23 protein-coding genes and 1 tRNA gene are annotated in these 22,089 nt (G+C 38.3%); 9 read left to right on the top strand and 15 right to left on the bottom strand.

What is annotated here, in order from left to right; genetic code table 11:
• Positions 1-61: 61 nt before the first annotated feature.
• A complete protein-coding gene (ybeY, locus tag LS48_RS04490; RefSeq protein ID WP_062620365.1) occupies positions 62-481 on the bottom strand; it encodes an rRNA maturation RNase YbeY in 420 nt (139 codons plus the stop codon).
• A complete protein-coding gene (locus LS48_RS04495; protein ID WP_062620368.1) occupies positions 474-3,863 on the bottom strand; it encodes a DUF4175 family protein in 3,390 nt (1,129 codons plus the stop codon). The genes ybeY and LS48_RS04495 overlap by 8 nt, the downstream gene beginning before the upstream one ends.
• A 163-nt stretch (positions 3,864-4,026) precedes the next feature.
• On the opposite strand from LS48_RS04495, the gene gltX reads away from it, so the two are divergent.
• Positions 4,027-5,565: a glutamate--tRNA ligase gene (gene gltX, locus LS48_RS04500; protein WP_062620371.1), complete on the top strand. Its 1,539-nt coding sequence runs from the start codon at positions 4,027-4,029 to the stop codon at positions 5,563-5,565.
• On the opposite strand, the gene LS48_RS04505 is transcribed toward gltX, so the two are convergent.
• Positions 5,562-6,218 (bottom strand): hypothetical protein, encoded by a 657-nt coding sequence (locus tag LS48_RS04505; RefSeq protein WP_062620374.1) that lies wholly within the window; start codon positions 6,216-6,218, stop codon positions 5,562-5,564. The genes gltX and LS48_RS04505 overlap by 4 nt on opposite strands.
• A gap of 83 nt (positions 6,219-6,301) precedes the next feature.
• On the opposite strand from LS48_RS04505, the gene LS48_RS04510 reads away from it, so the two are divergent.
• Entirely contained in the window at positions 6,302-7,294 is a 993-nt protein-coding gene (locus LS48_RS04510; RefSeq protein ID WP_062620694.1) for an SPFH domain-containing protein, read from the top strand.
• A gap of 82 nt (positions 7,295-7,376) precedes the next feature.
• On the opposite strand, the gene LS48_RS04515 is transcribed toward LS48_RS04510, so the two are convergent.
• From LS48_RS04515 to LS48_RS04530, 4 genes are all read right to left on the bottom strand, one after another.
• A complete protein-coding gene (locus tag LS48_RS04515) occupies positions 7,377-7,628 on the bottom strand; it encodes a DUF6327 family protein (protein WP_062620376.1) in 252 nt (83 codons plus the stop codon).
• Between the two features lie 5 nt (positions 7,629-7,633).
• Positions 7,634-8,080, bottom strand: a complete 447-nt coding sequence (locus LS48_RS04520) for a hypothetical protein (RefSeq protein WP_062620379.1) — start codon at positions 8,078-8,080, stop codon at positions 7,634-7,636.
• 1 nt (position 8,081) lies between these two features.
• Positions 8,082-8,459, bottom strand: coding sequence for a YtxH domain-containing protein (locus LS48_RS04525; protein ID WP_062620382.1), 378 nt, complete (start codon positions 8,457-8,459; stop codon positions 8,082-8,084).
• 167 nt (positions 8,460-8,626) lie between these two features.
• Positions 8,627-10,306, bottom strand: coding sequence for a glutamine--tRNA ligase/YqeY domain fusion protein (locus LS48_RS04530; protein ID WP_062620696.1), 1,680 nt, complete (start codon positions 10,304-10,306; stop codon positions 8,627-8,629).
• Positions 10,307-10,414: 108 nt separating this feature from the next.
• Between LS48_RS04530 and folB the strand changes: the two genes are divergently transcribed.
• Together folB and LS48_RS04540 are read left to right on the top strand one after the other, a co-directional pair.
• On the top strand, positions 10,415-10,771 hold the full coding sequence (gene folB / locus LS48_RS04535) for a dihydroneopterin aldolase (protein WP_062620384.1): 357 nt from the start codon (positions 10,415-10,417) through the stop codon (positions 10,769-10,771).
• Positions 10,772-10,828: 57 nt separating this feature from the next.
• A tRNA-Cys gene (locus LS48_RS04540) sits at positions 10,829-10,899 on the top strand.
• A gap of 116 nt (positions 10,900-11,015) precedes the next feature.
• Here the strand turns inward: LS48_RS04540 and LS48_RS04545 are convergent.
• Together LS48_RS04545 and rnr are read right to left on the bottom strand one after the other, a co-directional pair.
• Positions 11,016-11,729, bottom strand: coding sequence for a LysE family translocator (locus LS48_RS04545; protein ID WP_062620387.1), 714 nt, complete (start codon positions 11,727-11,729; stop codon positions 11,016-11,018).
• A gap of 46 nt (positions 11,730-11,775) precedes the next feature.
• Complete coding sequence (gene rnr, locus LS48_RS04550) at positions 11,776-13,983, bottom strand: ribonuclease R (protein ID WP_062620390.1); 2,208 nt, start codon at positions 13,981-13,983, stop codon at positions 11,776-11,778.
• 111 nt (positions 13,984-14,094) lie between these two features.
• On the opposite strand from rnr, the gene LS48_RS04555 reads away from it, so the two are divergent.
• From LS48_RS04555 to LS48_RS04570, 4 genes are all read left to right on the top strand, one after another.
• Complete coding sequence (locus LS48_RS04555; RefSeq protein ID WP_062620392.1) at positions 14,095-14,334, top strand: hypothetical protein; 240 nt, start codon at positions 14,095-14,097, stop codon at positions 14,332-14,334.
• Positions 14,335-14,918: 584 nt separating this feature from the next.
• Positions 14,919-15,350 (top strand): ribose 5-phosphate isomerase B, encoded by a 432-nt coding sequence (gene rpiB / locus LS48_RS04560; RefSeq protein ID WP_062620394.1) that lies wholly within the window; start codon positions 14,919-14,921, stop codon positions 15,348-15,350.
• Between the two features lie 9 nt (positions 15,351-15,359).
• Positions 15,360-16,289 carry a cation diffusion facilitator family transporter gene (locus LS48_RS04565; RefSeq protein WP_062620396.1) on the top strand — a complete coding sequence of 310 codons (930 nt, stop codon included), beginning with the start codon at positions 15,360-15,362 and terminating at the stop codon, positions 16,287-16,289.
• A 15-nt stretch (positions 16,290-16,304) separates the two neighbouring features.
• Positions 16,305-16,745 carry a GNAT family N-acetyltransferase gene (locus LS48_RS04570; RefSeq protein ID WP_062620399.1) on the top strand — a complete coding sequence of 147 codons (441 nt, stop codon included), beginning with the start codon at positions 16,305-16,307 and terminating at the stop codon, positions 16,743-16,745.
• Positions 16,746-16,813: 68 nt separating this feature from the next.
• Here LS48_RS04570 and LS48_RS04575 read toward each other — a convergent pair whose 3' ends face one another.
• The 6 genes from LS48_RS04575 to rnpA form a co-directional block, all read right to left on the bottom strand.
• On the bottom strand, positions 16,814-17,185 hold the full coding sequence (locus LS48_RS04575) for a hypothetical protein (RefSeq protein ID WP_045080375.1): 372 nt from the start codon (positions 17,183-17,185) through the stop codon (positions 16,814-16,816).
• Between the two features lie 73 nt (positions 17,186-17,258).
• A complete protein-coding gene (locus LS48_RS04580; protein WP_062620402.1) occupies positions 17,259-18,077 on the bottom strand; it encodes a sterol desaturase family protein in 819 nt (272 codons plus the stop codon).
• Positions 18,074-18,490, bottom strand: a complete 417-nt coding sequence (locus LS48_RS04585; RefSeq protein ID WP_062620404.1) for an FEKKY domain-containing protein — start codon at positions 18,488-18,490, stop codon at positions 18,074-18,076. The genes LS48_RS04580 and LS48_RS04585 overlap by 4 nt, the downstream gene beginning before the upstream one ends.
• 50 nt (positions 18,491-18,540) lie before the next feature.
• Positions 18,541-20,163 carry a S41 family peptidase gene (locus LS48_RS04590; RefSeq protein WP_062620407.1) on the bottom strand — a complete coding sequence of 541 codons (1,623 nt, stop codon included), beginning with the start codon at positions 20,161-20,163 and terminating at the stop codon, positions 18,541-18,543.
• A gap of 51 nt (positions 20,164-20,214) precedes the next feature.
• Positions 20,215-21,042: a DUF4349 domain-containing protein gene (locus LS48_RS04595; protein WP_062620409.1), complete on the bottom strand. Its 828-nt coding sequence runs from the start codon at positions 21,040-21,042 to the stop codon at positions 20,215-20,217.
• Positions 21,029-21,394, bottom strand: coding sequence for a ribonuclease P protein component (gene rnpA, locus LS48_RS04600; RefSeq protein WP_062620412.1), 366 nt, complete (start codon positions 21,392-21,394; stop codon positions 21,029-21,031). Before rnpA ends, LS48_RS04595 begins: the two co-directional genes overlap by 14 nt.
• A 133-nt stretch (positions 21,395-21,527) precedes the next feature.
• On the opposite strand from rnpA, the gene LS48_RS04605 reads away from it, so the two are divergent.
• A complete protein-coding gene (locus tag LS48_RS04605) occupies positions 21,528-22,082 on the top strand; it encodes a transposase (RefSeq protein ID WP_062620414.1) in 555 nt (184 codons plus the stop codon).
• Positions 22,083-22,089: the final 7 nt, after the last annotated feature.

Here is a 22,089-nt window from a genome sequence, read left to right on the forward strand (position 1 = left end):
TAAAAGGGGTGCAAAATTACAATAATTATCTAATTATAAAGTAAATAAAATGTGAAACTATTTAATCGATTTCCGAGAGCTTTTGAAGTGATTCGTCTTCTTTCTTGCGCATCAGTTTTTCCTCATTATCACTTTTGTCTTTATAACCACAAAAATGAAGTATCCCATGGATCATGACTCTGTGTAATTCGTCTTCAAATTTGGTTTTGAAATCCACTGAATTTTCTAAAACACGTTCTATAGAAATATAAATCTCGCCATTTATTTGTTTGTCCATTCCATAATCAAAACTTATGATATCGGTAAGCGTGTCATGATTTAAAAATTCAATATTTAATTTATGCAAATATTTATCATCGCAAAAAATATATATAATGTCCCCTTCTTCACGTCCTTCAGAATTTATAATATTCAGAATCCAGTCTTTAAGATTAGATTCATTCTCACATCTGAAATCGGTTAAATAATTAAACTCAATCATCTTTTTTCTTAAAATATTCCTGAACTTTAGTCTTATAATCCTGTTGCAAAGGTAGAGCCTCGCGATTCAAGATTTCAGTAGTGTTAAAGTATTTTTTTATATCATCAGGGGCGAGCTGAACGTTATTTCGAAAATCTTTTCTATTAGTTTGTGATTCTCTTCTATTTTCCTGTCCCTGTTCCAAATCTGCTTTGTCGAGTTTTAGTAATTCATATTTTAGATTGAGCATTTGCTGAAGGGTATTCTGGTTAAAACCTTTATCCAGCAATTGTTGTTCAATACCTTCCATTTTCTTTAGCAAATCTCCTCCTTTTCCATTTAGGCCCTCTTTACTTAATCTGTCTTGAAGTTGATTTCGGAGATCTTGTTGTTGCTTAAAAATTTCGAAAAGCTCTCCATTCAAATCTTCACTGTTCCCATTACCTTCTTTGTTATCACCCTTTTCATTTCCGTTTTTTCCATCTCTTCCGTTCTCTCCATTCTCACCATTGCCGTCGCCACTGCCATCACCGTCGCCCTCTCCTTCACCTTCGCCTTTAGAACCCTTTTTTCCTTTATTCATTCCTTCTTTCATCTTTTCACTTAAGCTTTCCTGTTTTTTTATAATATCAGGAAGCTGAAATCCGCCACTACTTCCAGAACCAGGTTTGGGAGTTCCCTTTCCAGAACCAGACCCCATAGACATAGACATCTGCATTTGCATATTGCTCAGAATTTCACTCAGCATTACCGCCAAATCATTGGCGCCTGTAACCGTATACTGTTGATTACCAATACCTTGTCTTGATTGATTTTGAGCCAATCGCTCTAAAGATTTGTCAATATTGTATTGAATTTCAGTTAAGGAAGTGTTTATTTGTGTGCCAATCATAGGCTGTCTGAGAGAAAGTGCAAATATGCTGTCATCTATGTGTTCAAAATTGGTTTTAAGATCGTTTTGAACATTCAATTTTTTACCAAAAATAGGATTTCCATATTCTATTTTTTTAAAGGTTTCCATCAAATCTTCTTGTTGAAATGAAAAAACCACAAGATTGTCAACGATCTGCCGAAGCATTTTGGCATCTTCCTCGATAGATTCCATTTGTCCAGATTTCATCTGCATTTGCATAGCCTTACTCATCTGTTTCATTTTTTGGCCAGCCTTTTTCTGGTTTTTTCCAGCATCGTTAGGTTTTTGTTGCTTTAACTTATCGGTTGCTTTTTCTTGTTCTTCATCAATTTGTTGTTCTGTCGGTTTATCCTCAGGAATATCTATAGGTTTTTTCAGATCTTCATTTTCTTTCTGAAGTTCGTCCATCTCTTTTTTATAATCTTCAAATTTTTTATTGAGTTCCTCTTGGGCCTCTTTGGTATTTTCATCAACGGGCTTGTCTGCTAATTTCTCCTGCTCTTTTCCCATTTCAAAAAGTTCCTCGGCTAACTTCTCCGCTTTCTTTTCAACGTAATATCTTTTCGTTAACTCAAGTAATTGCTCAAGGTTTTTTTCTTGATTTTTGTTTTGTTTTGAAAGCTTTTCAAGTTTCTCGGTCAACTCCTCTTTTGCTATTTTATCCTGTAGTTTTTCAAGTTCTTCCAATAACTTTTCATTTTCTTTTAAACGCTCTTCATTTTCATCCAAACGCTTTTCAAGTTGTTCTTTAAAAGAATCCTTTTCTTCGTTTTCAGGCTGAAACTTCTGAAGTTCTTCTTTCATTTCTTTTGAAAAGTTCTTCATCATTTCCTCTTGTTGCTTTTGGCGCTGTAGAAAGCTCTCCAACTTCTTTTTATCATTGTAGTTAAGCTCATTTTTCTCTTTCTGGGTTCGCGATAGTTCTTCGAGCGTTTGTTTTTGATCTTTGAATTCTTCCAAAGATTTGTCCAACCCTTTTATGGCGTTTTGCTGATTTTGAAGCTGTTCATCTTCCAATTCATCCTTTGTAAGTTTTCTGAAGGAATAAATTCCCGATTTCGAGGATTTGAAATTATGGATAGCATCATTATCAAAAACCTCAAAATAATATTCATAGGAAACTCCCTCAGTCAAAGAAAGGTTGCCGGGAAATGTATAAGTGAATTGATCAAAATTGGTTTTATTCAATGGCAAGGCCTGTGTTTTAGCCTGCTTTTCATCGCCTTCGGGGAAATAGACCAATCTCAGTTTGGTGAGCCCGTAATCGTCCGATATTTGGCCCAAAAAGAAAACCCGTTGCGTATTCGTACTGTCCTGTTTTGATTGCACCTCAATCTCGGGGAATTGATCCTTTACCACATTCAGTGTGAAGGCAAGGTTTTCATAATCCTTCAGTTTTTCGTTTGAAGTGGTAATTGCATAATCCAGCTTGTTATAAATTCCCTTTTCAAAATTGAAATTTTCGTCCTTCGAAGCAAATGAAAAAGAAGTATCCGCAGTTTTTAGAGTAACGGCTTTTGTGTTTTTCGTAGCAACATTCCATTTTACACGTGTCCCTTCGGGAATGGTAGCGTTTCCAGTGCTTTTCAGGGTTTCGTCCCTTTTTCCCGTATAGGAAGGATAATCCAAAAACATTTCAAAATTGAGCAATGAAGGGGTTTTTATAACATCCAAGGTATATTCCCGGGAAGTGACCTTATTCGCCTTTAAGCTGAAATCGATAGATTCCACGGGTTGTTGAAACGTATATTCAAACAAACCTGGTGAGGTCTGCTGCAGATAATAGGTTTCACCGTTGTAATTTATACTCGCATTTTCGGGAATCGCAGTGCCTTCGGTTCTAATTTTTAAGTTGAAAGGTTTGTTTTCAACTGCATTCAAATCGTCGTTCATCACAATAAAAGTGAATGGCGCGGGTGGTTCAAAGGCAGTGTCGTAATGTACCACACGTTTGTAACTGCTGGAAAAAATATCCATTCCGCCCAAAACGCTGAAAAGTAAAAACACCAAAACCGGAATGGCCGCGTATTTTAAATATTTGGCGTTCTTTTTAAAATTTACGGCACTTTTGAAGGGAACGGGTTGCAGCTCGGTAGCTTTTTGGTCAATGCTTGCTGCAAGCAATTCACTTTCGCGACGGTTTTGGTTAAGCTGGATTACATTCAGCAATTTATCGTTTACCTGCGGAAAATGGTTTCCGATTATTTTTGAGGCCTCTTCGTAATCAATTCCCTTTTGAAGTTTGAAAAGTTTCGCAAGCGGAAAAGCGATAAACCGAACAAACAATGCCAATTCCACAACTATGAATGCCCAAAACAGAATTCGCCTTCCCAACGGATTCAGCCAAAGGAAATATTCAACGAGCAGCGTTATCAACAAATACAGCAGCCCAATGGCGAAGAAAAGGATGGCTCCTTTTATAAGCTCATTAGTATAGTATTTCTTGATAAATTCCTCCAGTTTTTGCTGGATGATGTTAAAAGTGCTCATAATTTTTTTCCCGTGTATTCAAAACTTCTAAAATACAATAATATTTTGTGCTAACCACGCCGCAAATATTGCTCCAAAAAAAAGAAAAAACCGCGCTCTCCAATAACTTTAAAATGCGCTTTCAGAATTGTACCTTTGCCATTTCACAAAAAGAATGCAGATTATGTCTCAAAAAGTTCGGGTTCGTTTTGCCCCTAGCCCAACAGGGCCTTTACATATTGGTGGTGTTCGCACCGCTTTGTTCAATTATTTATTCGCAAAAAAACACGGCGGCGATTTTCTACTGCGAATAGAGGATACCGACCAAAACCGTTATGTGGAAGGTGCCGAGGCATATATTATTGAAGCGTTGAATTGGCTGAATATTCCCTACGATGAAGGCCCAGGCAAAGAAAAAGATTGCGGCCCATACCGCCAAAGCGAGCGTAAAGTACTTTACAAACAATACGCAGATGCCTTAATTGAATCAGGAAATGCCTACTATGCCTTCGATACTTCCGAAGAACTTGACGCACACCGAAAGGACCACGAGGCAAAGGGAAAAACCTTTATTTACAATTGGCACAACCGTTTAAAGCTGAAAAATTCGTTGGTTTTTTCTTCGGAAGAAACCCAGCAGAAAATAGCAAATGACGAAGAATACGTTATCCGTTTTAAATCGCCCGAAGATGAAACGCTTCATTTAAACGATATTATCCGCGGTGAAATGCAAGTGGAAACAAGCATTCTCGACGATAAGGTTCTCTTTAAAAGTGATGGGATGCCAACCTACCATTTGGCAAATATTGTGGACGACCATTTAATGAAAATTACGCACGTTATTCGTGGTGAAGAATGGTTGCCATCTTTGGCGCTACACGTTTTGTTGTATCGTGCTTTTGGCTGGAGGGCGCCACAATTTGCGCATTTACCGTTGATTTTGAAACCAACAGGCAACGGAAAACTCAGCAAACGCGATGGCGATAAAATGGGTTTCCCTGTTTTTCCTTTGGAATGGAAAACTTCGGAAGGAGATCTTTTCTCAGGCTATCGCGAAGATGGTTATCTGCCGGAAGCCGTTGTAAATATGCTTGCCTTTTTAGGCTGGAATCCCGGAACGGAGCAGGAAATTTTCAGCTTAGAAGAATTGATTGATGCTTTTGAGCTGGAAAGAGTCAACAAGGCCGGAGCGAAATTCGACCCTGACAAGACCAAATGGTTTCAGCATCAGTATTTGCAAAAGATTGATGACGCAGTATTGGCAAGCGAATTTGAAAGATATTTAAACAGATTATCGGTGGAGAGACAGGGCATTGCCCTGTCTCAACAACCAATAGAAACAATAAGAAAAATCGTTACCCTTTTAAAAGAGCGCGCCACCTTCGTAAGCGACCTTTGGGAACAGGGAAGTTTCTTTTTTGAGGCTCCAGCTACTTACGATGCGAAAGCCGCGGATAAAGCTTTTAAGGCTGAAACAGCAGTATTGCTTAAAAAGGTAATTTCGATTTTAAATGCTACGGAAGACTTTTCCGCAGAAAACCTTTCGGAACAAGTGAAAGGTTGGATTACTTCAGAAAACATAGGCTTCGGAAAAGTGATGATGCCGCTCCGATTGGCGCTCGTAGGAGAAATGAAAGGTCCCGAGGTGTTTGATATTCTTTCAATTTTAGGAAAAGAGGAAAGCGTTGCCCGAATTAAAAAGGCAATTGATTATATGGGCTAAAAGTAAATTACCCCCATTAAAACGATGGTGGAACTATTGCCTTTAAAATCTTCATTCTCCAAACCTTTATCGTTTAGACCGCCAAGCATATTGGTCACACCATATTGATACTGTGCGCTGATGCGGAAGTGCTCCAAACCAGCGGTAAGCCCCGCAGCTAGGCGCACATTAAATTTTGAAATATCCTGAATATCTGCTGCGGTAAGTGTATTATATCCAGTTAATATATAATCCTCATACTTATCATCTTTCAGCTTCATCTTTCCATTTATATCGAAAATAGGGCCAAATTCAAGACTCAAATGCTTAACGACAATATTATAACTTCCCAAGAAATTAAGCTGTACCCCTTGAATAGTATAGCCTATATTTTGGGTGTTACCCAAAAGATTTCGCCCCTCCACGCCCACGGAAGCGCTTTGAAAACTAAGTCCATAAATTAAGTCGAAATTGTTTCTGAAGGCACCCCGTGTTGTAAAACCAGCTGTAAAACCTTGCTGTTGTTGGGTTACCAAATCGTCTGTTTGAATATCGAAAAAGGTAATTCCGCCCTGTATTCCAAGAAAATTGTAACCGTCATAATTGCGCTGGCTATAGCTTTGTTGAAGTGCGAAAAGAAAAAGTGTAGCAAAAATTAATTTTTTAAGACTCATAACAGGGGATATATTTTAGGGGCGTGAAAATAGCTTTAATTTTGTATCTTCCACAACATATATTCATTAATATTTTAAAAATTATGGGCGGATTTATTCTAGTTCCGGTACTAATTGTAGGATTGTTCATCCTACTAGCAAGTTTTTTTACAGTAAAACAGCAAACCGCTGCAATAGTAGAACGTTTTGGAAAGTTTCAAAGTATGAGACATTCAGGATTACAGCTAAAAATTCCTTTGATAGACCGTATTGCAGGACGTATCAACTTGAAAATTCAGCAATTAGATGTAATTGTTGAAACCAAAACCAAGGATGATGTTTTTGTTAGATTGAAAATTTCGGTACAATTCCAAGTATTGAAATTGAAAGTTTACGATGCTTTTTACAAATTGGAGAATCCGCACGACCAGATAACTTCATATGTTTTTGACGTGGTGAGAGCCGAAGTTCCAAAGATGAAACTGGACGATGTTTTTGAAAGAAAAGACGATATTGCCATAGCTGTAAAAGCAGAACTGAATGAGGCCATGAGCGATTATGGATACGATATTATCAAAACGCTGGTAACCGATATTGATCCCGATATTCAAGTGAAAGCTGCCATGAACCGTATAAACGCTGCCGAAAGAGAGAAGGTGGCAGCAGAATATGAAGCCGAGGCAGAGCGTATTAAAATTGTGGCAAAGGCTCGTGCGGAAGCCGAAAGCAAACGGTTGCAAGGTCAAGGTATAGCAGACCAGCGTAGGGAAATTGCGCGTGGCCTGGAAGAAAGTGTAGATGTTTTGAACAATGTGGGCATAAATAGTCAGGAAGCTTCTGCTTTGATAGTGGTTACCCAACATTATGATACCTTACAGTCCATAGGTGAAGAAACCAATACCAACCTTATTCTACTGCCCAATTCGCCCCAGGCCGGTAGCGATATGCTCAATAATATGATTGCTTCTTTTGTAGCTAGCAACCAAATTGGCGAACAGATGAAAAAACAAAATGAAGAAAAAGGGATTGTGTCAAAAAAGAGGCCGAAGCGACAAGCACCGCCACGCCCAGAAGAGGGTGAAGATTTGAATTATTAATTCATGATAACTTAAAACAAAACCGCCCTCTGAATATATTCAGGGGCGGTTTTGTTTTTGTATAATTTAATGCTTAATGATTTTAATCATCATCATATTCCTTTTTCTTTACAGGCTTAATCCCAATAAGCTTGTCTACAACTTTTAGCACAAATGCTTTTTTTATTATTGAACCCAGAGTACCTGCAATTAGATTAATAGGGGAAAAGGTTTCATTTATAGTTTCCTTACTTTGATTTAATCCCAGTTTTACTTCTTCAAGATCAATCTGTGACTTAAGCCTAAGATATTTCAAATCTCTATCTATTTCTTCAAAAGTAGTATATCGCTTCATAAATATTAATTTGAAATTTTTTCATTTTGAATTCTCTCTTCAGAAAGCGTATGTTGATATTCGTTTAATTCATTTTCGGTAGCAACTTTAGGATCCAAATCATCTTCATCATACAACAAACCTGAAAATTTGTGCAGCATATTGCGCTCTATTATTTTTCTTCCGAAGATGAACATAAATATAAGAATGATACCGTAAAATGCACCTATCAATAGAAATCCAACATATACGTGCTCAAAAAAAGTTGCTAACCAGAAGGCTGCTCCTATTGAAAGAAATAAAAATACAAACAAAAAAAGACTGCCGTAAACTAATAGGTTTACCAAAGACACCGCACCCTTCATAGTAGATTTAAAGAGGCGGAGTTTGTAATACTCCGCCATGCTTACACTATAATCTTCTAGTCTGTCGGTTACTTGATGGAGGCTTTCTTTTAGGCTACTAAATGCCATATTACGAAGTTACTTTTTTTGCTGTGGCTTTCGCTTTATTTGTCTGAGCGTCTATCTGTAATTTAGCATTCTGTTTTCTTAAGGCTTCAAGTTTGTCTTCCATTGCCAAAAGAATATCGTCAGCCTTATAGCTTGCAGAGGATAAAGTTTCATTAAGCTTGTGCTCAAAACTAATTCTTGCACGCTGTGCCTTGTCGCTAAGCGTACTACTTGTTTCTTGAATTTGTTTGTTAAGTTTTTTTTGAGCTTTTCTAGCTTCTTTGTTAAGTTTATCTCTTGTTTTTGAGCCTTTGTCCGGCGCATAGAGAATTCCTATTCCAGCTCCTATCGCTGCTCCAGTTAATAATGCAAGTAGTGTTTGACCTGTATTTGATGCCATTATTCTATGTTTTATTGGTTAATAATTCCAAAGGTACATAGAGACTTCCCGCATTGCTGTTAACAACCGGTTAATAGTTATTTTTCAATCTATAAAATTGTCTTAAAAAGTGAAAATTTTAGCCAATTTCTCTTAAAAATGAAAATATTTTTTAATGGAAATGTTAATTATTCAGCCAATTTGGCCCAAGAATCACGCAAGGGAACCGTTCGGTTAAAGACAATTTTTTCCTCAGTCGAATCCCTGTCAACCACAAAATATCCCAAACGTTGAAACTGGAACTTATCCTCAGGTTTGGAATCTTTTACACTTGGCTCTGCATACCCAGTAATAACTTGCAAAGAGTCTGGATTTATGAACTCCATAAAATCCTTTTCCTTATTGGTATCTGGTGAAGCTTCGGTGAAGAGGCGATCGTACAAACGCACTTCAACTGGCAAGGCGTGTTCAGCAGAAACCCAATGGAGCGTACCCTTTACTTTTCGTAAGGATGCTTCGGAACCGCTTCCACTTTTACTATCCGGATCATAGGTGCAATGTATTTCGGTAATGTTTCCTTCGGAATCCTTTACTACACTTTCGCCTTTTATGATATAGGCATTTTTTAAACGCACTTCCTTTCCAAGGGTCAATCTAAAAAACTTACGGTTTGCTTCCTCAAGAAAATCATCCCTTTCAATTAAAAGTTCTTTTGAAAAGGGTACTTGGCGACTTCCGGCAGTTTCATCCTCTGGATTGTTTTCGGCTTCAAGCCATTCTGTTTTTCCTTCGGGATAATTGTCTATTATCAACTTCACGGGATCCAAAACCACCATGATGCGCGGCGCTTTTTTGTTGAGATCTTCACGAACGTTGAATTCTAAATGCGACACATCTATCAAATTTTCACGTTTTCCAACGCCAATACTGTCGGCAAAATTCTTAATCGATTCTGGCGTATAACCTCTTCGGCGCAGCCCAGAAATGGTGGGCATTCGCGGATCGTCCCAGCCCGTAACAACACCACTGCTTACCAGCTGTGCAAGTTTTCGTTTGCTGACAACCGTGTGACTTAAATTTCTACGGGCAAATTCGCGCTGTTTTGGGCGCAATTTCTTGGGATCGACTACTTGGTCCAAAAACCAATCGTAAAGCTCTCTGTGCGGCAGAAATTCAAGCGTACAGAAAGAATGAGATACTTGCTCAATATAATCGCTTTCGCCGTGGGTCCAATCGTACATGGGGAAGATTTTCCAATCCGTTCCCGTGCGGTGGTGGTGTTTGTTGATGGTTCGGTACATAACCGGGTCGCGCATCAACATGTTCGGCGATTCCATATTTATTTTGGCGCGAAGCACGTGCTCGCCTTCTTTGGTCTCGCCGTTTTTCATTTTTTCGAACAAATCGAGATTTTCTTCAACGGAACGGTTTCTGAAAGGGCTTGGCTTTCCGGGCGTGTTCGGCGTTCCTTTTTGTTCCGCAATGGCTTCCGAAGTTTGGGAATCTACATACGCTTTTCCATCCTTTACCAGTTGAACCGCCCAATCGTACAATTGCTGAAAATAATCAGAAGCATAGCATTCCGTAGCCCATTCATAGCCCAACCAAGAAATGTCGCGCTTTATGGCGTCCACAAATTCCTGTTCTTCCTTTGCGGGGTTGGTATCATCAAAACGAAGATTTACCGGGGCGTTGTAACGCTCACCCAAACCGAAATTCAAACAGATTGAAGAGGCGTGGCCAATGTGAAGATAGCCGTTCGGCTCAGGCGGAAAACGGAAACACAATTGTTCCTTTGTATAGCCCTTGGTAAGGTCTTCTTCAATAATGTGTTCTATAAAATTCAGCGGCGCGGCTTCGTTACCCATATACATATTTTTTATGAAGTGCAAAGGTAACCAATTAACTGAAAAAGAAACAGGTTTCCACTGAGCCCAACCCAACATTCTCTTATTATCTTTGTCAAAATTATTCTTATGGGAACCATCCGCTTAAAAAATATAAAGATTTACGCCTATCACGGCTGTTTAATTGAAGAAGGACAGATAGGCTCCGATTATTTGGTAAACCTTTCGATAAAGGCAGATTTAAAGAACGCCTCCGAAACCGACGAACTTGCCGATACCGTGGATTACGTGATGCTTCAAAAAATTGTGAGGGAAGAAATGGCGGTGCGAGCCAAGCTTTTGGAACACGTGGCAAAGCGCATTATCGACTCCATTTTATTAAAAGTTGAAATGGTGAACGAAGTGAAAGTTACCGTAGCCAAAAGGAATCCACCCATTGGGGGCGATGTGGCAGAAGTGAGCGTGACGATGAAAAGGAAAAGGTAATTTGCTTTTTAAATAGGATTTTTAAGTTTAATTTTTTTACATTTGCAAGCCTAATAGGGCATCGTGGCCGAGTGGCTAGGCTCAGCTCTGCAAAAGCTGCTACAGCGGTTCGAATCCGCTCGATGCCTCTTAAAACCTTCAACTTTATGTTGAGGGTTTTTTATTTTTAAAAAAATTCAAAACGGTTCTTCCGAAGCTTTCATATTAAATAGTGATTCAAAGGCTTCCAAATTTTACAGTACTTTTATAAAGGTTCCTCAACCGGCGGAATCGGCCTTTCTACCGGATGTTTTTGCCCGGGAATTTTCTCCAGCCCCGCTTCCACGCCTTTCGGGAAAATACCTTGGATCAGCAATAAAACACCAAAGGCCAATATTAAAATGCTTACCCACTTCTTGGTCCTGAAAATAAATCGTGGGGTCATTTTGTTTTTAAGTTTCTTCGCCAAGAGCATTTTTAACAGATCTGTGAGGAAAAAAGTGGCCAATACCGTGGAAATAAAAAGAAACACGCCATTATCTGAAGTAGTGAGCGCGTTTGCCATAATCAATGTGCCAATCCAACCCGCCAAAACGCCGAAGTTTACGAAATTTAAAAGGAAACCTTTCAGGAATAATCCGCCGAGGTTCTTTTTCACTTTTACCGCGTAATGCTCCCTTACAATTTTAAAAATTGATTTGTTGGTGCGGATGTACGAAATGATTCCGTAAGCAATGAGAATGGCACCTCCAAAAATCAGCAGACCCGGATCGTGCTTTACCTTTTCAAGTATTCTACTGGTACTGAAAAAGGCAATTACAATAAAAATAATATCGGCAAAAATTGCCCCGAGATCAAAAAAAATTGCCGCTTTAATACCTTTGGTAATTGCAGTTTCAATCAATGTGAAAAAAACAGGACCGACGGCAAATGCCAGTAGAAATCCGTAAAATGCAGCGTAGGGTAAACCGTCAAACATAGTAGGGTAAAAATACAAATTACTTTTACCCAATAATGGTAAAATTTTAATTTTTATAATCCTTTCGGTGGCCCAACATCGTAAAATCCAAATGCTTTTTCACTAAATCAGCATTCTTCACTTTCACATAAACTTCATCGCCAAGTTGGTACACATTTTTCGTGCGTTGGCCGATTACTGCGTATTCTTCCCTGTCAAATTCGTAGCGATCATCGTTTAAATCCTGCAAACGGACCATACCCTCGCATTTGTTCGATATAATTTCAACATAGATTCCCCATTCAGTAACTCCTGAAATTACTCCCAAAAATTCTTGATCCTGATGATCCTGCATATACTTCACCTGCATATACTTGATGCTATCGCGCTCTGCGTTGGTGGCTAGATTTTCCATATCGCTGCTGTGCCCGCATTTTTCTTCGTATTCCTCTTCCTTGGCAGATTTTCCGCCGTCCAAATAATGCTGCAGCAATCGATGCACCATCACATCCGGGTAACGACGAATAGGTGACGTAAAGTGTGTGTAATAATCAAAAGCGAGACCGTAATGGCCGATGTTGTGCGTGGTGTACATTGCCTTGCTCATACTTCGGATGGCGAGTGTATCAATCAAATTCTGCTCTTTTTTGCCCTGTACATCCTTTAAAAGTTTGTTCATGGATTGGGCGGTGGAATGGCGGTCTTTGGTATTCAGTTTATAGCCGAAACGTTTGATAATATTTTCCAAAGCGGCAATTTTTTCATCGTCCGGTTCGTCGTGAATTCTGTAAACAAACGTCTTTTTAGGTTCCTGTTTTCCTATGAATTCGGCAACGCTTCTGTTTGCCAAAAGCATAAATTCCTCAATTAGTTTGTTAGCATCTTTGCTTTCCTTGAAATAAACTCCTTCGGGATTGTTATTTTCATCGAGTATGAATTTCACTTCAACTTTATCAAAAGAAATGGCACCGGCACGCATACGTTTGGTTCGCAACGTTTTTGCAAGACGGTCCATTTCCAGAATGGCCTCGACAATTTCCGGTTTAACCGTATATTCCTTATCGGTGATTGAAATTTTTGAGGGAATTGTATGTGTTTCATCCTTCGGATTTTCAATAATATGCTGCGCCTCTTCATACGCAAATCGGGCGTCACTGTACGTTACTGTTCTTCCAAACCACTGCTTTTTTACTTCCGCTTTGGGCGTTATTTCAAAAACTGCAGAGAACGTATATTTTTCCTCATTGGGCCGAAGTGAACATGCGTTGTTTGAAAGAATTTCCGGAAGCATGGGTACAACCCTATCTACCAAATAGACCGAAGTTGCACGTTCATACGCTTCGTCATCCAACTCCGTTCCGGGTTTTACGTAATGTGAAACGTCCGCGATGTGAATTCCTATTTCGTAATTTCCATTTTCCAATTTTTCAAATGAAAGAGCATCGTCAAAATCCTTAGCGTCCTTTGGATCTATGGTAAACGTGAGAACATCGCGCATATCGCGGCGTTTTTTTATTTCTGAAGCTTTTATGGAAGTGTCAATTTTATTGGCAAAATCCTCCACTTCTTTTGGAAATTCATACGGAAGACCGTACTGCGCCAAAATGGAATGGATCTCGGTATTGTGTTCGCCCGGCATTCCGAGTACTTTGATTACCTTTCCATAAGGAGAATCGGCTTTTTCGGGCCATTCCTCCATTGCAACCAATACTTTTTCACCATTTTTTGCCCCGTTTATTTTATTCTTCGGAACAAAAATATCGGTGTACATTTTATAATCGGTAACGTCCACAAAGGCAAAGTTTTCCTGCACTTGGATGGTACCTACAAATTCGGTTCGTTTTCTCTCTAAAATTTTGGTTACTTCGCCTTCAGTCTTTCCGCCTTTTTTACGCTTAAAAACATAAACTTCAACAATATCGCCGTTTAAAGCTTTGTTTAAATTTTTGCTTTTCACATAAATATCGTCCTCTAAATCCTCAACGATAATATAACCTTGGCCACGGCCTGCTATATCTACTTTTCCGGTGTAATAATTTTGGGAAGGGGTAAGTATGTATTTGCCGCGCTCAATTTCCTGTATGCTTCCCTTGCCCTGCAGATCCTTTAGTTTTTTTACTATTTGGTTTCTACTGCTGGGGTCGTCCAATTGTAGTTTTGCGGCAATTTGTTTATAGTTGAAAGCTTGTGAATGATCTTTCCGAAGTATGTTCAGTATGGTTTGGGAAAGATTTTCAATTTTATTGTTTTTCTTTTTTCGTTTGTGTTTTGGCATAGTTGTTTTGTAATTATCGTAAAAGTACTACTTCTCAAAGAATGACGTGTTTACATTAGGAAAGATTTAGTACCTTAGGAAAGCATATGGAATATTAATTAAAAGTTTACAATGAAGCATTTTAAAACCATAGCTATATTTCAGTATCCTGCAGAATATGCGGTGCTTCAGCTTTTGTTTGACCAGGCAGAGATTCGGTACATTTTTCAAAATGAAACCATGATCAGTGTTTTTCCTTTCTATTCCAACGCTATTGGCGGGATTCGCCTCCAAGTTCATATAGAAGATATTGCCAAGGCAGAGGAAATTATAAAAAATCTAGACCATCCTTCCAATTTAAAAATAGTATAGTACTTTTCTAAAATCCATTTCAGTAATTTTTATTGTTATCAACATATAATTATATATCATTTCTTTTTTTGAAAATTTTAAAATAAAAAAAAGTGATGATGATAGGGTGTTAATATGTACAATAACTTTTTGAGGTTTTGTTTTGAAATGAATTTATTGCCATTTAATAAAATGTTGTTAACATATATTTAAGATTTAAAAGCCTTGGAAATAATGGAATAACAAAAGTAGTTAACAACGGTGTATAACGTATTTTGACAATTAAAATCTTATAAGTTTTTATGGAAATGTTGTTTGAAAAGAAAGAAATGCTGCTAATAAATTACACGTAAAAAATGACTTAAATTTTTGGTGTTCTGCAAATTTTAAACCTATTGTAAATAATCCCCGAACGTGCAATTTTAATTGTCGTAATTCCGCAAACAAATATCAACAATGTTGTTAACCAAATAATGACGGTAGCGTTAAGAAATCGTTATCAATTGAAAATCAATAGGTATCGAACATGATTGTTGGGATAATTATAAATGTATTTCTGCTTAAATAAATACGTGATGTTTTATCTTTGAAAAAAAATTAGCATCATGAAAATCTCCATCGGTAACGACCACGCAGGTACAGAGTATAAATTTGAAATCGTTTCCTTTCTTGAAAAAGAAGGCCATACAGTTATTAACCACGGAACCGACAGCGAAGCAAGTGTGGATTATCCAGATTTTGTACATCCCGTTGCAAACGATGTTGAAAACGGAAATGTAGATATGGGAATCATAATCTGCGGTAGCGGAAACGGTGCAAATATGACCGCCAACAAATACCAAAAAGTGCGTTCCGCACTTTGTTGGACCAAAGAAATTACCGAGCTTGCCCGTCAGCACAACGATGCCAATATTTTGAGTATTCCAGCACGTTTTACCAGCAAACCACAAGCAGTTGAGATGGTAAAAACTTTTCTAAAAACCGAATTTGAAGGCGGCCGCCACCAAAACCGGGTTGAAAAAATAGCCTGCTCATAACCCAATAAAATGGCGCATAACCACGCACATTCCCCTAACGATTCGCATGGGCATCCGCATCCCGATTTAAAGGGAAGGAAGCTGTTGCTTTCCATTCTTTTGAACATAGGAATTACCGTGGCACAAGCAATCGGTGGGGTAATTTCCGGGAGTTTGTCGCTGCTTTCGGACGCGCTTCACAATTTTAGCGATGTGCTTTCACTGGTTGTGAGTTACATTGCCGATAGGTATTCAAAAAAAGATGCTTCGGTAACCAAAACTTTCGGTTACAAACGTGCAGAAATTATTGCTGCTTTCGTGAATTCCGCTACCTTAATTATCGTTGCAGTTTATCTTATTTATGAAGCAATCCTTCGCTTTATGGATCCGCATACCATTGAAAGCGGATTGGTTATTTGGCTGGCTATTTTAGGAATTATTTTCAACGGGTTCAGTGTTTTGCTTCTTTTTAAAGATTCAAAAAGCAATATGAATATGCGCTCTGCCTATTTACATTTGTTGACTGATATGGCAGCTTCCGTTGCCGTTTTGATTGGCGGTCTGCTCATGAAATATTACGAATGGTTTTGGGTCGATAGCCTTTTGACCGTTTTGATTGCACTTTATTTATTGATAATGGGTTACGATTTGTTGAAAAGCTCTTTCAAGGTTTTGATGCTTTTCACGCCGGATGACTTAAATTTGGAAGTAATTAACAAGGCGGTGTGCAAAATTCCTGAGATAAAGAATATGCACCATATCCATATTTGGCAATTGAATGAGCAGGAAACCCATTTGGAGGCGCATGTGGAATTTCACGAGGACATAACGCTAACCCAATTTGATGCCGCTTTGACCAAGGTAGAGGAAATGCTGTATCACGATTTCGGAATAAACCACGTAACCATCCAGCCCGAACACCAAAAGGATGATCCAAAGGATATTATTGTTCAGGATTGATTTATTTAAAATGCTATGAAAATTGAAGTAAAGAATTTCGGTGAATTGAGCACAAAGGAATTGTATGACGTTTTACAATTGCGAAGCGAGGTTTTTGTGGTGGAGCAAGATTGTGTTTATCAAGATATTGATGGAAAGGACGAACGCGCCTTGCACATTATGGGTTGGGAAGACGGTAATTTAGTAGCCTATGCGCGCTGTTTCCAAGCGGGCGATTATTTTGACGAAGCGTCCATAGGAAGGGTTTTGGTACGCGAAAACTACCGAAAAATGGGCTATGGCCACGCGATTACCAAAGCATCAATAGAAGCCATTAAAACAAACTATAAAGCCGATAAAATAAAGATATCGGCCCAGGTGTATTTGGTTATTTTTTACGAAAGCCACGGGTTTAAAACCATCGGCGATCGTTATATGGAAGATGGTATTCCGCACATTGCCATGCTTAGAGTTTAAAAAAATTTCCTCTTCTTTTCCCTTTAGGGTTAGGGTAAAAAAGGAGGAAATTTTCAAGTATAAACTGATTACAGTTTAATAAGATTTTTTTCCAAATTAAGGTCTTTCAGCATTTCGTCCGTAAACTTGTAATGCCCTCGGCGGGTAATGATTTTAAAACGCTGGTTCCGCATACGCGTCAATGTATCCAAAAACTGCCATTTGGATTTTAGCAATCGCGGTTTTTCAGATTTTAGACTGATTTCAAAATAATGCTTAATTCCCGCGCGATCTGCTACTATGTCTGGAGTAATTACCACATCGCTATCTTTTTTGTGATAGGATTTTGGAGTTTCATAACCGTCCACATCGGCCTGGATGTGTTCAAAACCCCGGTTCTCTAAATAGGCCACAGATTCCTTTAGAATCTCCTTGTTTTCGTCTCTTTCTGATTGTACCATAACTGCTAAGATACAATATCATTGATAAACAGTCAGTTAAGGTTATGTTAAGCGAAAAAAATTAGCTGTTAAATTAATTTTTATAGCGAATGGATTTGTCAAATGGAAGTTTCAATTGTTGCAAAATATTTTCATCATCGCGATGGTCGGCAATGTCCAACCCGTATTTAATATCCGAAGTTTTTCCGTAGACAAACGTGCCAAACAAGCGGTCCCAAATTGAAAACATATTTCCAAAGTTGCTATCCGTCCACGGCATTTCGTAATGATGATGAAATTTGTGCATATTCGGGGTTACAATTATGTAGCTGAGCGCTTTGTCCAATTGCTTCGGAAGTGAAATATTGGCGTGGGTGAAATAGGTAAAAAGCACGCTCAAAATTCTGTAAAAAAGATAGAAAGCAATTGGCATTCCCATAATTACAACGGCAATCAAGGCGAAAGTTTCCCGAATAATAAAATCGAAAGGATGGTGGCGCGTGCCTGTTGTAACATCCACATTTTTATCACTGTGGTGCACGGTGTGCAGCCGCCACATCCACTTTACTTTGTGAAGCAGATAATGCACAAAATACTGTGCAATCAAATCCAAAACCAGGATGGAAAGCAGTAATTCCAACCAAACAGGCCCATCAAAAAGTTGTAGCAACCCAAAGTTGGAATCGTTTAACCACAGAAAAATACCAACGGTCGCAATCCCGAAAACCACGTTTATCAGCATCACAAAGGCCAGCAAAATTAAATTGGTTTTTGCGTGCCGCCATTTGTTGTATTTGGTAAAAACGAGTTTGTAATACCCTTCAAGAATCCAGAAAATGGTAAGTACAAAAAACACCCAACCGGCTTTCATCCAAACGGGCATGGTTTCGAAGAAGGTTAGGAAGGAGTTCACTCTATTTTCATTTTATATTCTGCCAAACCAATCACGTCATCTCTAATTTCTTTTAGCCATTCTTTTCCGTAATTTTCTGTTAGAAAATCTAAAACTTTCATATTATAACTTATCGAAATTTCTTTATTTAATGGCTCACAACCAAAATTTATCATTGAAACACCATATTTAGATTTAAAATCAAAGTCAGATTTATAAATCACTGGAGCAATTCCTCCAGGAACAATTAGAAATAGAGAATTATTTTTAATGTCTTCCTTAGCAAATACTTCTGCATCAGAAATATTGTCTGCGCTTATAACTTTTGAAGCATAACTATTTTCAAAATTGTTAGAATCAACAGCTTCAATTTCTTCTTGACCAAAAGCTGAAATAGATAGAATTATTGAAATTGTAAATAGAGTTCTTTTCATATTTTCTTTGATCTATATCAAATTTGAATAGTAAATTTTTTTAAAAAAATCTACTTCAAAATCTTAGCATACCGCCCAGCATCATTCAAAACAGCAACGGCCTCCAAAATCTCAGGATTGTGCTCTATTTGGTAATTGTACAAACCTTCGCGGTAGAAATAGCGCTTTAAAATTTCATCGGTCAACAACGATTCTATTTCCACTTTTTTGTCCACAATCGCTTTGTCCTTGGCTTTGTCAATTGCGGCCATAAGTTGGTTATAACTTGCTGAAATATCCTTACTCATATCGTCATCTTCCGAGATTTTTAAACCTTCGGCAAACTTCTTTTCGGTCTCGGTTTCGTATTCAAAATTGTTGTCTTTTAAAAATTTCAGAAAATCCTGAAAATCGGCTTCGGTAAATTTGAAGTTTTTCCAATCGGTCATTTGATGGCTGTAATAGTATTTTGTGGCATAATCAAAAATGGCGTTGTCCTTCAGCAAAGCCGTGGTTATAGGGCTAAATACCGCCGATTTCAATTCCACATCGGGCAAGATTCCGCCGCCGTCATAAACCGTTCTGCCACCTTTGGTCTTAAAGGCGTTGTATTCCTTGGCATCTTTCCGGATGGGGTCGCCGTTTTCGTCACGGTGCCAGTAGTCAAGGGCCTGTATGCAGCGGCCGCTGGGGGTATAATAACGCGAAATGGTAACTTTCAGCTGTGTTCCGTAAGTCAATTTTTTTGGACGCTGCACGAGTCCCTTTCCGAAACTTCGGGCGCCCACAATTACCGCACGATCCAAATCCTGCAATCCGCCCGAAACAATTTCACTGGCCGAAGCGCTTCTTCCGTTTACCAAAACTACAAGTGGAATTTCAGTATCTACGGGGTCGCTTTTGGTTTTATAGGTTTGGTTGTATTTTTCAATAACCGATTTGGTCGTGGTAATCACTTCGCCTTTATCCACAAATAGGTTTACTACGTTTATGGCTTCATTTAGCAAGCCGCCTGGGTTTCCGCGTAAATCCAAAATGATTTTTTTTGCGCCCTGCGATTTTAAATCAATCAGCGCAGCTTTGGTTTCAATAGTAGTTTTTCGGTTGAATTGTGAAAGCACAATATATCCAATGTCGTTATTTATCAATTTGTAAAAGGGAACCGCTTTTAAATCTACCGCCCCTCTTGTAATGGTTGCAGTGGCGGTTTTTCCTTGTCTTTTGTAGGTTACATCAACGGTTGAACCGGGTGCGCCTTTTAATAATTCGCCGGCATCGTCTTCCAAATCGGCAATATTAACGTTGCCTATTTTTACGATTTCGTCCCCAGCCTTCAATCCCGCTTTATCGGCAGGATAATCCTTGTAGGGCTCCACGATTATAATTTTATCCTTTCTGCTCTGCGCGGTTGCGCCAATGCCCGTATAAATACCGGAATTGTTGATTTTGGCATCCTCTACTTGCTGTTCGTTCCAATAAACGGTGTATGGATCCAAATCTTCCAACATACCTTTAATGGCTTTGTCCATAAGCGTTGCGGGCGTTACTTCGTCCACGTAGTTCATGTTCAATTCCTTGAAAAGCGTGGTGAAGATTTCAATCTGCTTGGCTATTTCAAAAAAGTCACTTTTGAAACTTACCGTGGTAAAAAATATACCGACAGCGATGATGGGAACTATTATTCTTTTTTTCATTTTCTGAAAATTTAATTTAAAAGGAATCTCCAAAACTTGGAATTTGGAGTTTTAGTTTTTGGGATTTTTTGGTTTTCTCTTCTTCAGAAATATACGAAGAATGATAACAACTATTATTGCAACGAGGAATAAAGGCCAAAGGTATAAAATGCCCAAGAAAAATACCGAAATGCCGTTCCAACCGCCTTGCAGCGCGTTTTTCATTTTTTGGCCGTAGGATTGTGTAATACCAGTTTCCGCAGTGGTTTTATAAAATTCAATGTTTACGGTGCTCATTGAAACCTGGCTCTGCAGATATTGCAATCGTCCTTGTTTAGCTTCAATTTCCTCACGAATGGTTGAAAGTTCGCGTTCTATTTGCAACATTTCCTCAACTTTATTCGCTTTTTTAAGCAGTTCAAGATAGCGTTCCTCAAGCACACGCTTTGCTTTTAAACGCGCTTCCAAATCCACAAATTCTTCGGAAACGTCCTGCCTTGAAATGTCTTTTTGGTCAAAATAGGCTACACCTTCTGAAATGCCGTCGATAAATTGCTGAAAATTTTCCGTGGGGATGCGGACGGTCATATTTTTATAAATACGGTTGTAGTCTTTGCCACTATTGTCATTCTGAACCAATCCCTTGTACTGCGAGGCTAATTGCAGGATTTTTTTGTGCGTTGCTTCCACATCTTTGGTTTCAAAAGCGAGACGGGCAGTTTTGATTATTTTTTGTTCTTTATTCAATGGAGGGGGCGGTGGTGTAAGTTGCTGCGCTGTCGGAATTTCTTCAGCTATTTCCAAATCCGACATCGACGAACCTCCCTCATAACTTTTGTTGGAACTACCCTGCGAACAGGCCATCATAAAAACGAACAATAAAAGACTAACTATTTTCATATCCTAATTTTTTAAGCAGCTTTATCATCGCTTTTTCAAGTTCGGTGTACTGCGGTTTGACTTTTCCCAAAAAAAGAAAGAGCATCACAAATTTCTTGCCGTGAATTTCGTCAAGCATGTGTTTATTAAGACGATAGACTTCGCGAAGCTGTCTTTTCACTCGGTTTCGCTCCACTGCCGATTTAAAATTCCGTTTCGGAACGGCGAAAGCAGCGAGATGGTTTTTCAAGTTTTCCTTCGGAAGAAAAAATATTTTTATGGGAAATTTGGAATGTGTTATCCCTTCCAAAAACAAATTTTCAATTGTCTTGGCGCTTTTTAATTTTTCGTTTTTGTGAAATTTTTGGGCCATAATTATTTGTAGGCGAGCGATTTATCGCGCGCCTTTCCGTATAATCGCACGCCATTTCTGCGCATCGTCAATCCTCAATTGTAGTGATAAATTTAAGAAAATGGGTTACATTTAGTTAAATAAAACATTTATTGTGAAACACAAAGATGGTTCATTCAGATTAAAAAATTGGGATTATTCCAATATTGGATTATATTTTTTGACAATTTGTACCAAGAAGAAAGAACATTTTTTTGGAAATATTGAAAATGATATAATGGTTTTAAATGAAGTGGGCTTAATTGTGGAATCAAATTGGCGTAATATTGAAACACAATATTCAAATATTGAAATTGCCGATTTTGTGATTATGCCGAATCATTTGCATGGTATTTTGATAATAGATGGTTTAAAACATTTAAAAACCAATGATTTCGCCATTGATGAAAAAACAGGAGGAATTACAGGAAATAAAAACCCCATGTTGCATCAGAATATTTCAACTGCGGTTCGTTGGTTTAAAGGAAAAACAACGTTTGACTGTAGAAAAATAAATACAAAATTTGGTTGGCAGCCAAGATTTTACGATCATATCATCCGAAACCAAACATCATTTTTAAAAATTCAGGATTATATTCAAAACAACCCGAAAATGTGGTATAGAGACCGGAATAATGAAGCAGGTTTAAAAATGCAGGCGCGCGATTAATCGCGCG

The organism is Aequorivita aquimaris, from assembly GCF_001573155.1.
Lineage (GTDB): Bacteria > Bacteroidota > Bacteroidia > Flavobacteriales > Flavobacteriaceae > Aequorivita > Aequorivita aquimaris.

Excerpts from the sequence above, each read along its gene's own strand:
- LS48_RS04530 (WP_062620696.1), bottom strand. The coding sequence starts at position 10,306 with ATGGGTAACGAAGCCGCGCCGCTGAATTTTATAGAACACATTATTGAA.
- LS48_RS04565 (WP_062620396.1), top strand. The coding sequence starts at position 15,360 with ATGGCGCATAACCACGCACATTCCCCTAACGATTCGCATGGGCATCCG.
- LS48_RS04515 (WP_062620376.1), bottom strand. The coding sequence starts at position 7,628 with ATGAAGCGATATACTACTTTTGAAGAAATAGATAGAGATTTGAAATAT.
- LS48_RS04590 (WP_062620407.1), bottom strand. The coding sequence starts at position 20,163 with ATGAAAAAAAGAATAATAGTTCCCATCATCGCTGTCGGTATATTTTTT.
- LS48_RS04510 (WP_062620694.1), top strand. The coding sequence starts at position 6,302 with ATGGGCGGATTTATTCTAGTTCCGGTACTAATTGTAGGATTGTTCATC.
- LS48_RS04495 (WP_062620368.1), bottom strand. The coding sequence starts at position 3,863 with ATGAGCACTTTTAACATCATCCAGCAAAAACTGGAGGAATTTATCAAG.
- LS48_RS04555 (WP_062620392.1), top strand. The coding sequence starts at position 14,095 with ATGAAGCATTTTAAAACCATAGCTATATTTCAGTATCCTGCAGAATAT.
- LS48_RS04520 (WP_062620379.1), bottom strand. The coding sequence starts at position 8,080 with ATGGCATTTAGTAGCCTAAAAGAAAGCCTCCATCAAGTAACCGACAGA.
- LS48_RS04545 (WP_062620387.1), bottom strand. The coding sequence starts at position 11,729 with ATGTTTGACGGTTTACCCTACGCTGCATTTTACGGATTTCTACTGGCA.
- LS48_RS04505 (WP_062620374.1), bottom strand. The coding sequence starts at position 6,218 with ATGAGTCTTAAAAAATTAATTTTTGCTACACTTTTTCTTTTCGCACTT.
- LS48_RS04585 (WP_062620404.1), bottom strand. The coding sequence starts at position 18,490 with ATGAAAAGAACTCTATTTACAATTTCAATAATTCTATCTATTTCAGCT.
- gltX (WP_062620371.1), top strand. The coding sequence starts at position 4,027 with ATGTCTCAAAAAGTTCGGGTTCGTTTTGCCCCTAGCCCAACAGGGCCT.
- LS48_RS04595 (WP_062620409.1), bottom strand. The coding sequence starts at position 21,042 with ATGAAAATAGTTAGTCTTTTATTGTTCGTTTTTATGATGGCCTGTTCG.
- ybeY (WP_062620365.1), bottom strand. The coding sequence starts at position 481 with ATGATTGAGTTTAATTATTTAACCGATTTCAGATGTGAGAATGAATCT.
- LS48_RS04525 (WP_062620382.1), bottom strand. The coding sequence starts at position 8,459 with ATGGCATCAAATACAGGTCAAACACTACTTGCATTATTAACTGGAGCA.
- rpiB (WP_062620394.1), top strand. The coding sequence starts at position 14,919 with ATGAAAATCTCCATCGGTAACGACCACGCAGGTACAGAGTATAAATTT.
- rnr (WP_062620390.1), bottom strand. The coding sequence starts at position 13,983 with ATGCCAAAACACAAACGAAAAAAGAAAAACAATAAAATTGAAAATCTT.
- LS48_RS04575 (WP_045080375.1), bottom strand. The coding sequence starts at position 17,185 with ATGGTACAATCAGAAAGAGACGAAAACAAGGAGATTCTAAAGGAATCT.
- folB (WP_062620384.1), top strand. The coding sequence starts at position 10,415 with ATGGGAACCATCCGCTTAAAAAATATAAAGATTTACGCCTATCACGGC.
- rnpA (WP_062620412.1), bottom strand. The coding sequence starts at position 21,394 with ATGGCCCAAAAATTTCACAAAAACGAAAAATTAAAAAGCGCCAAGACA.
- LS48_RS04570 (WP_062620399.1), top strand. The coding sequence starts at position 16,305 with ATGAAAATTGAAGTAAAGAATTTCGGTGAATTGAGCACAAAGGAATTG.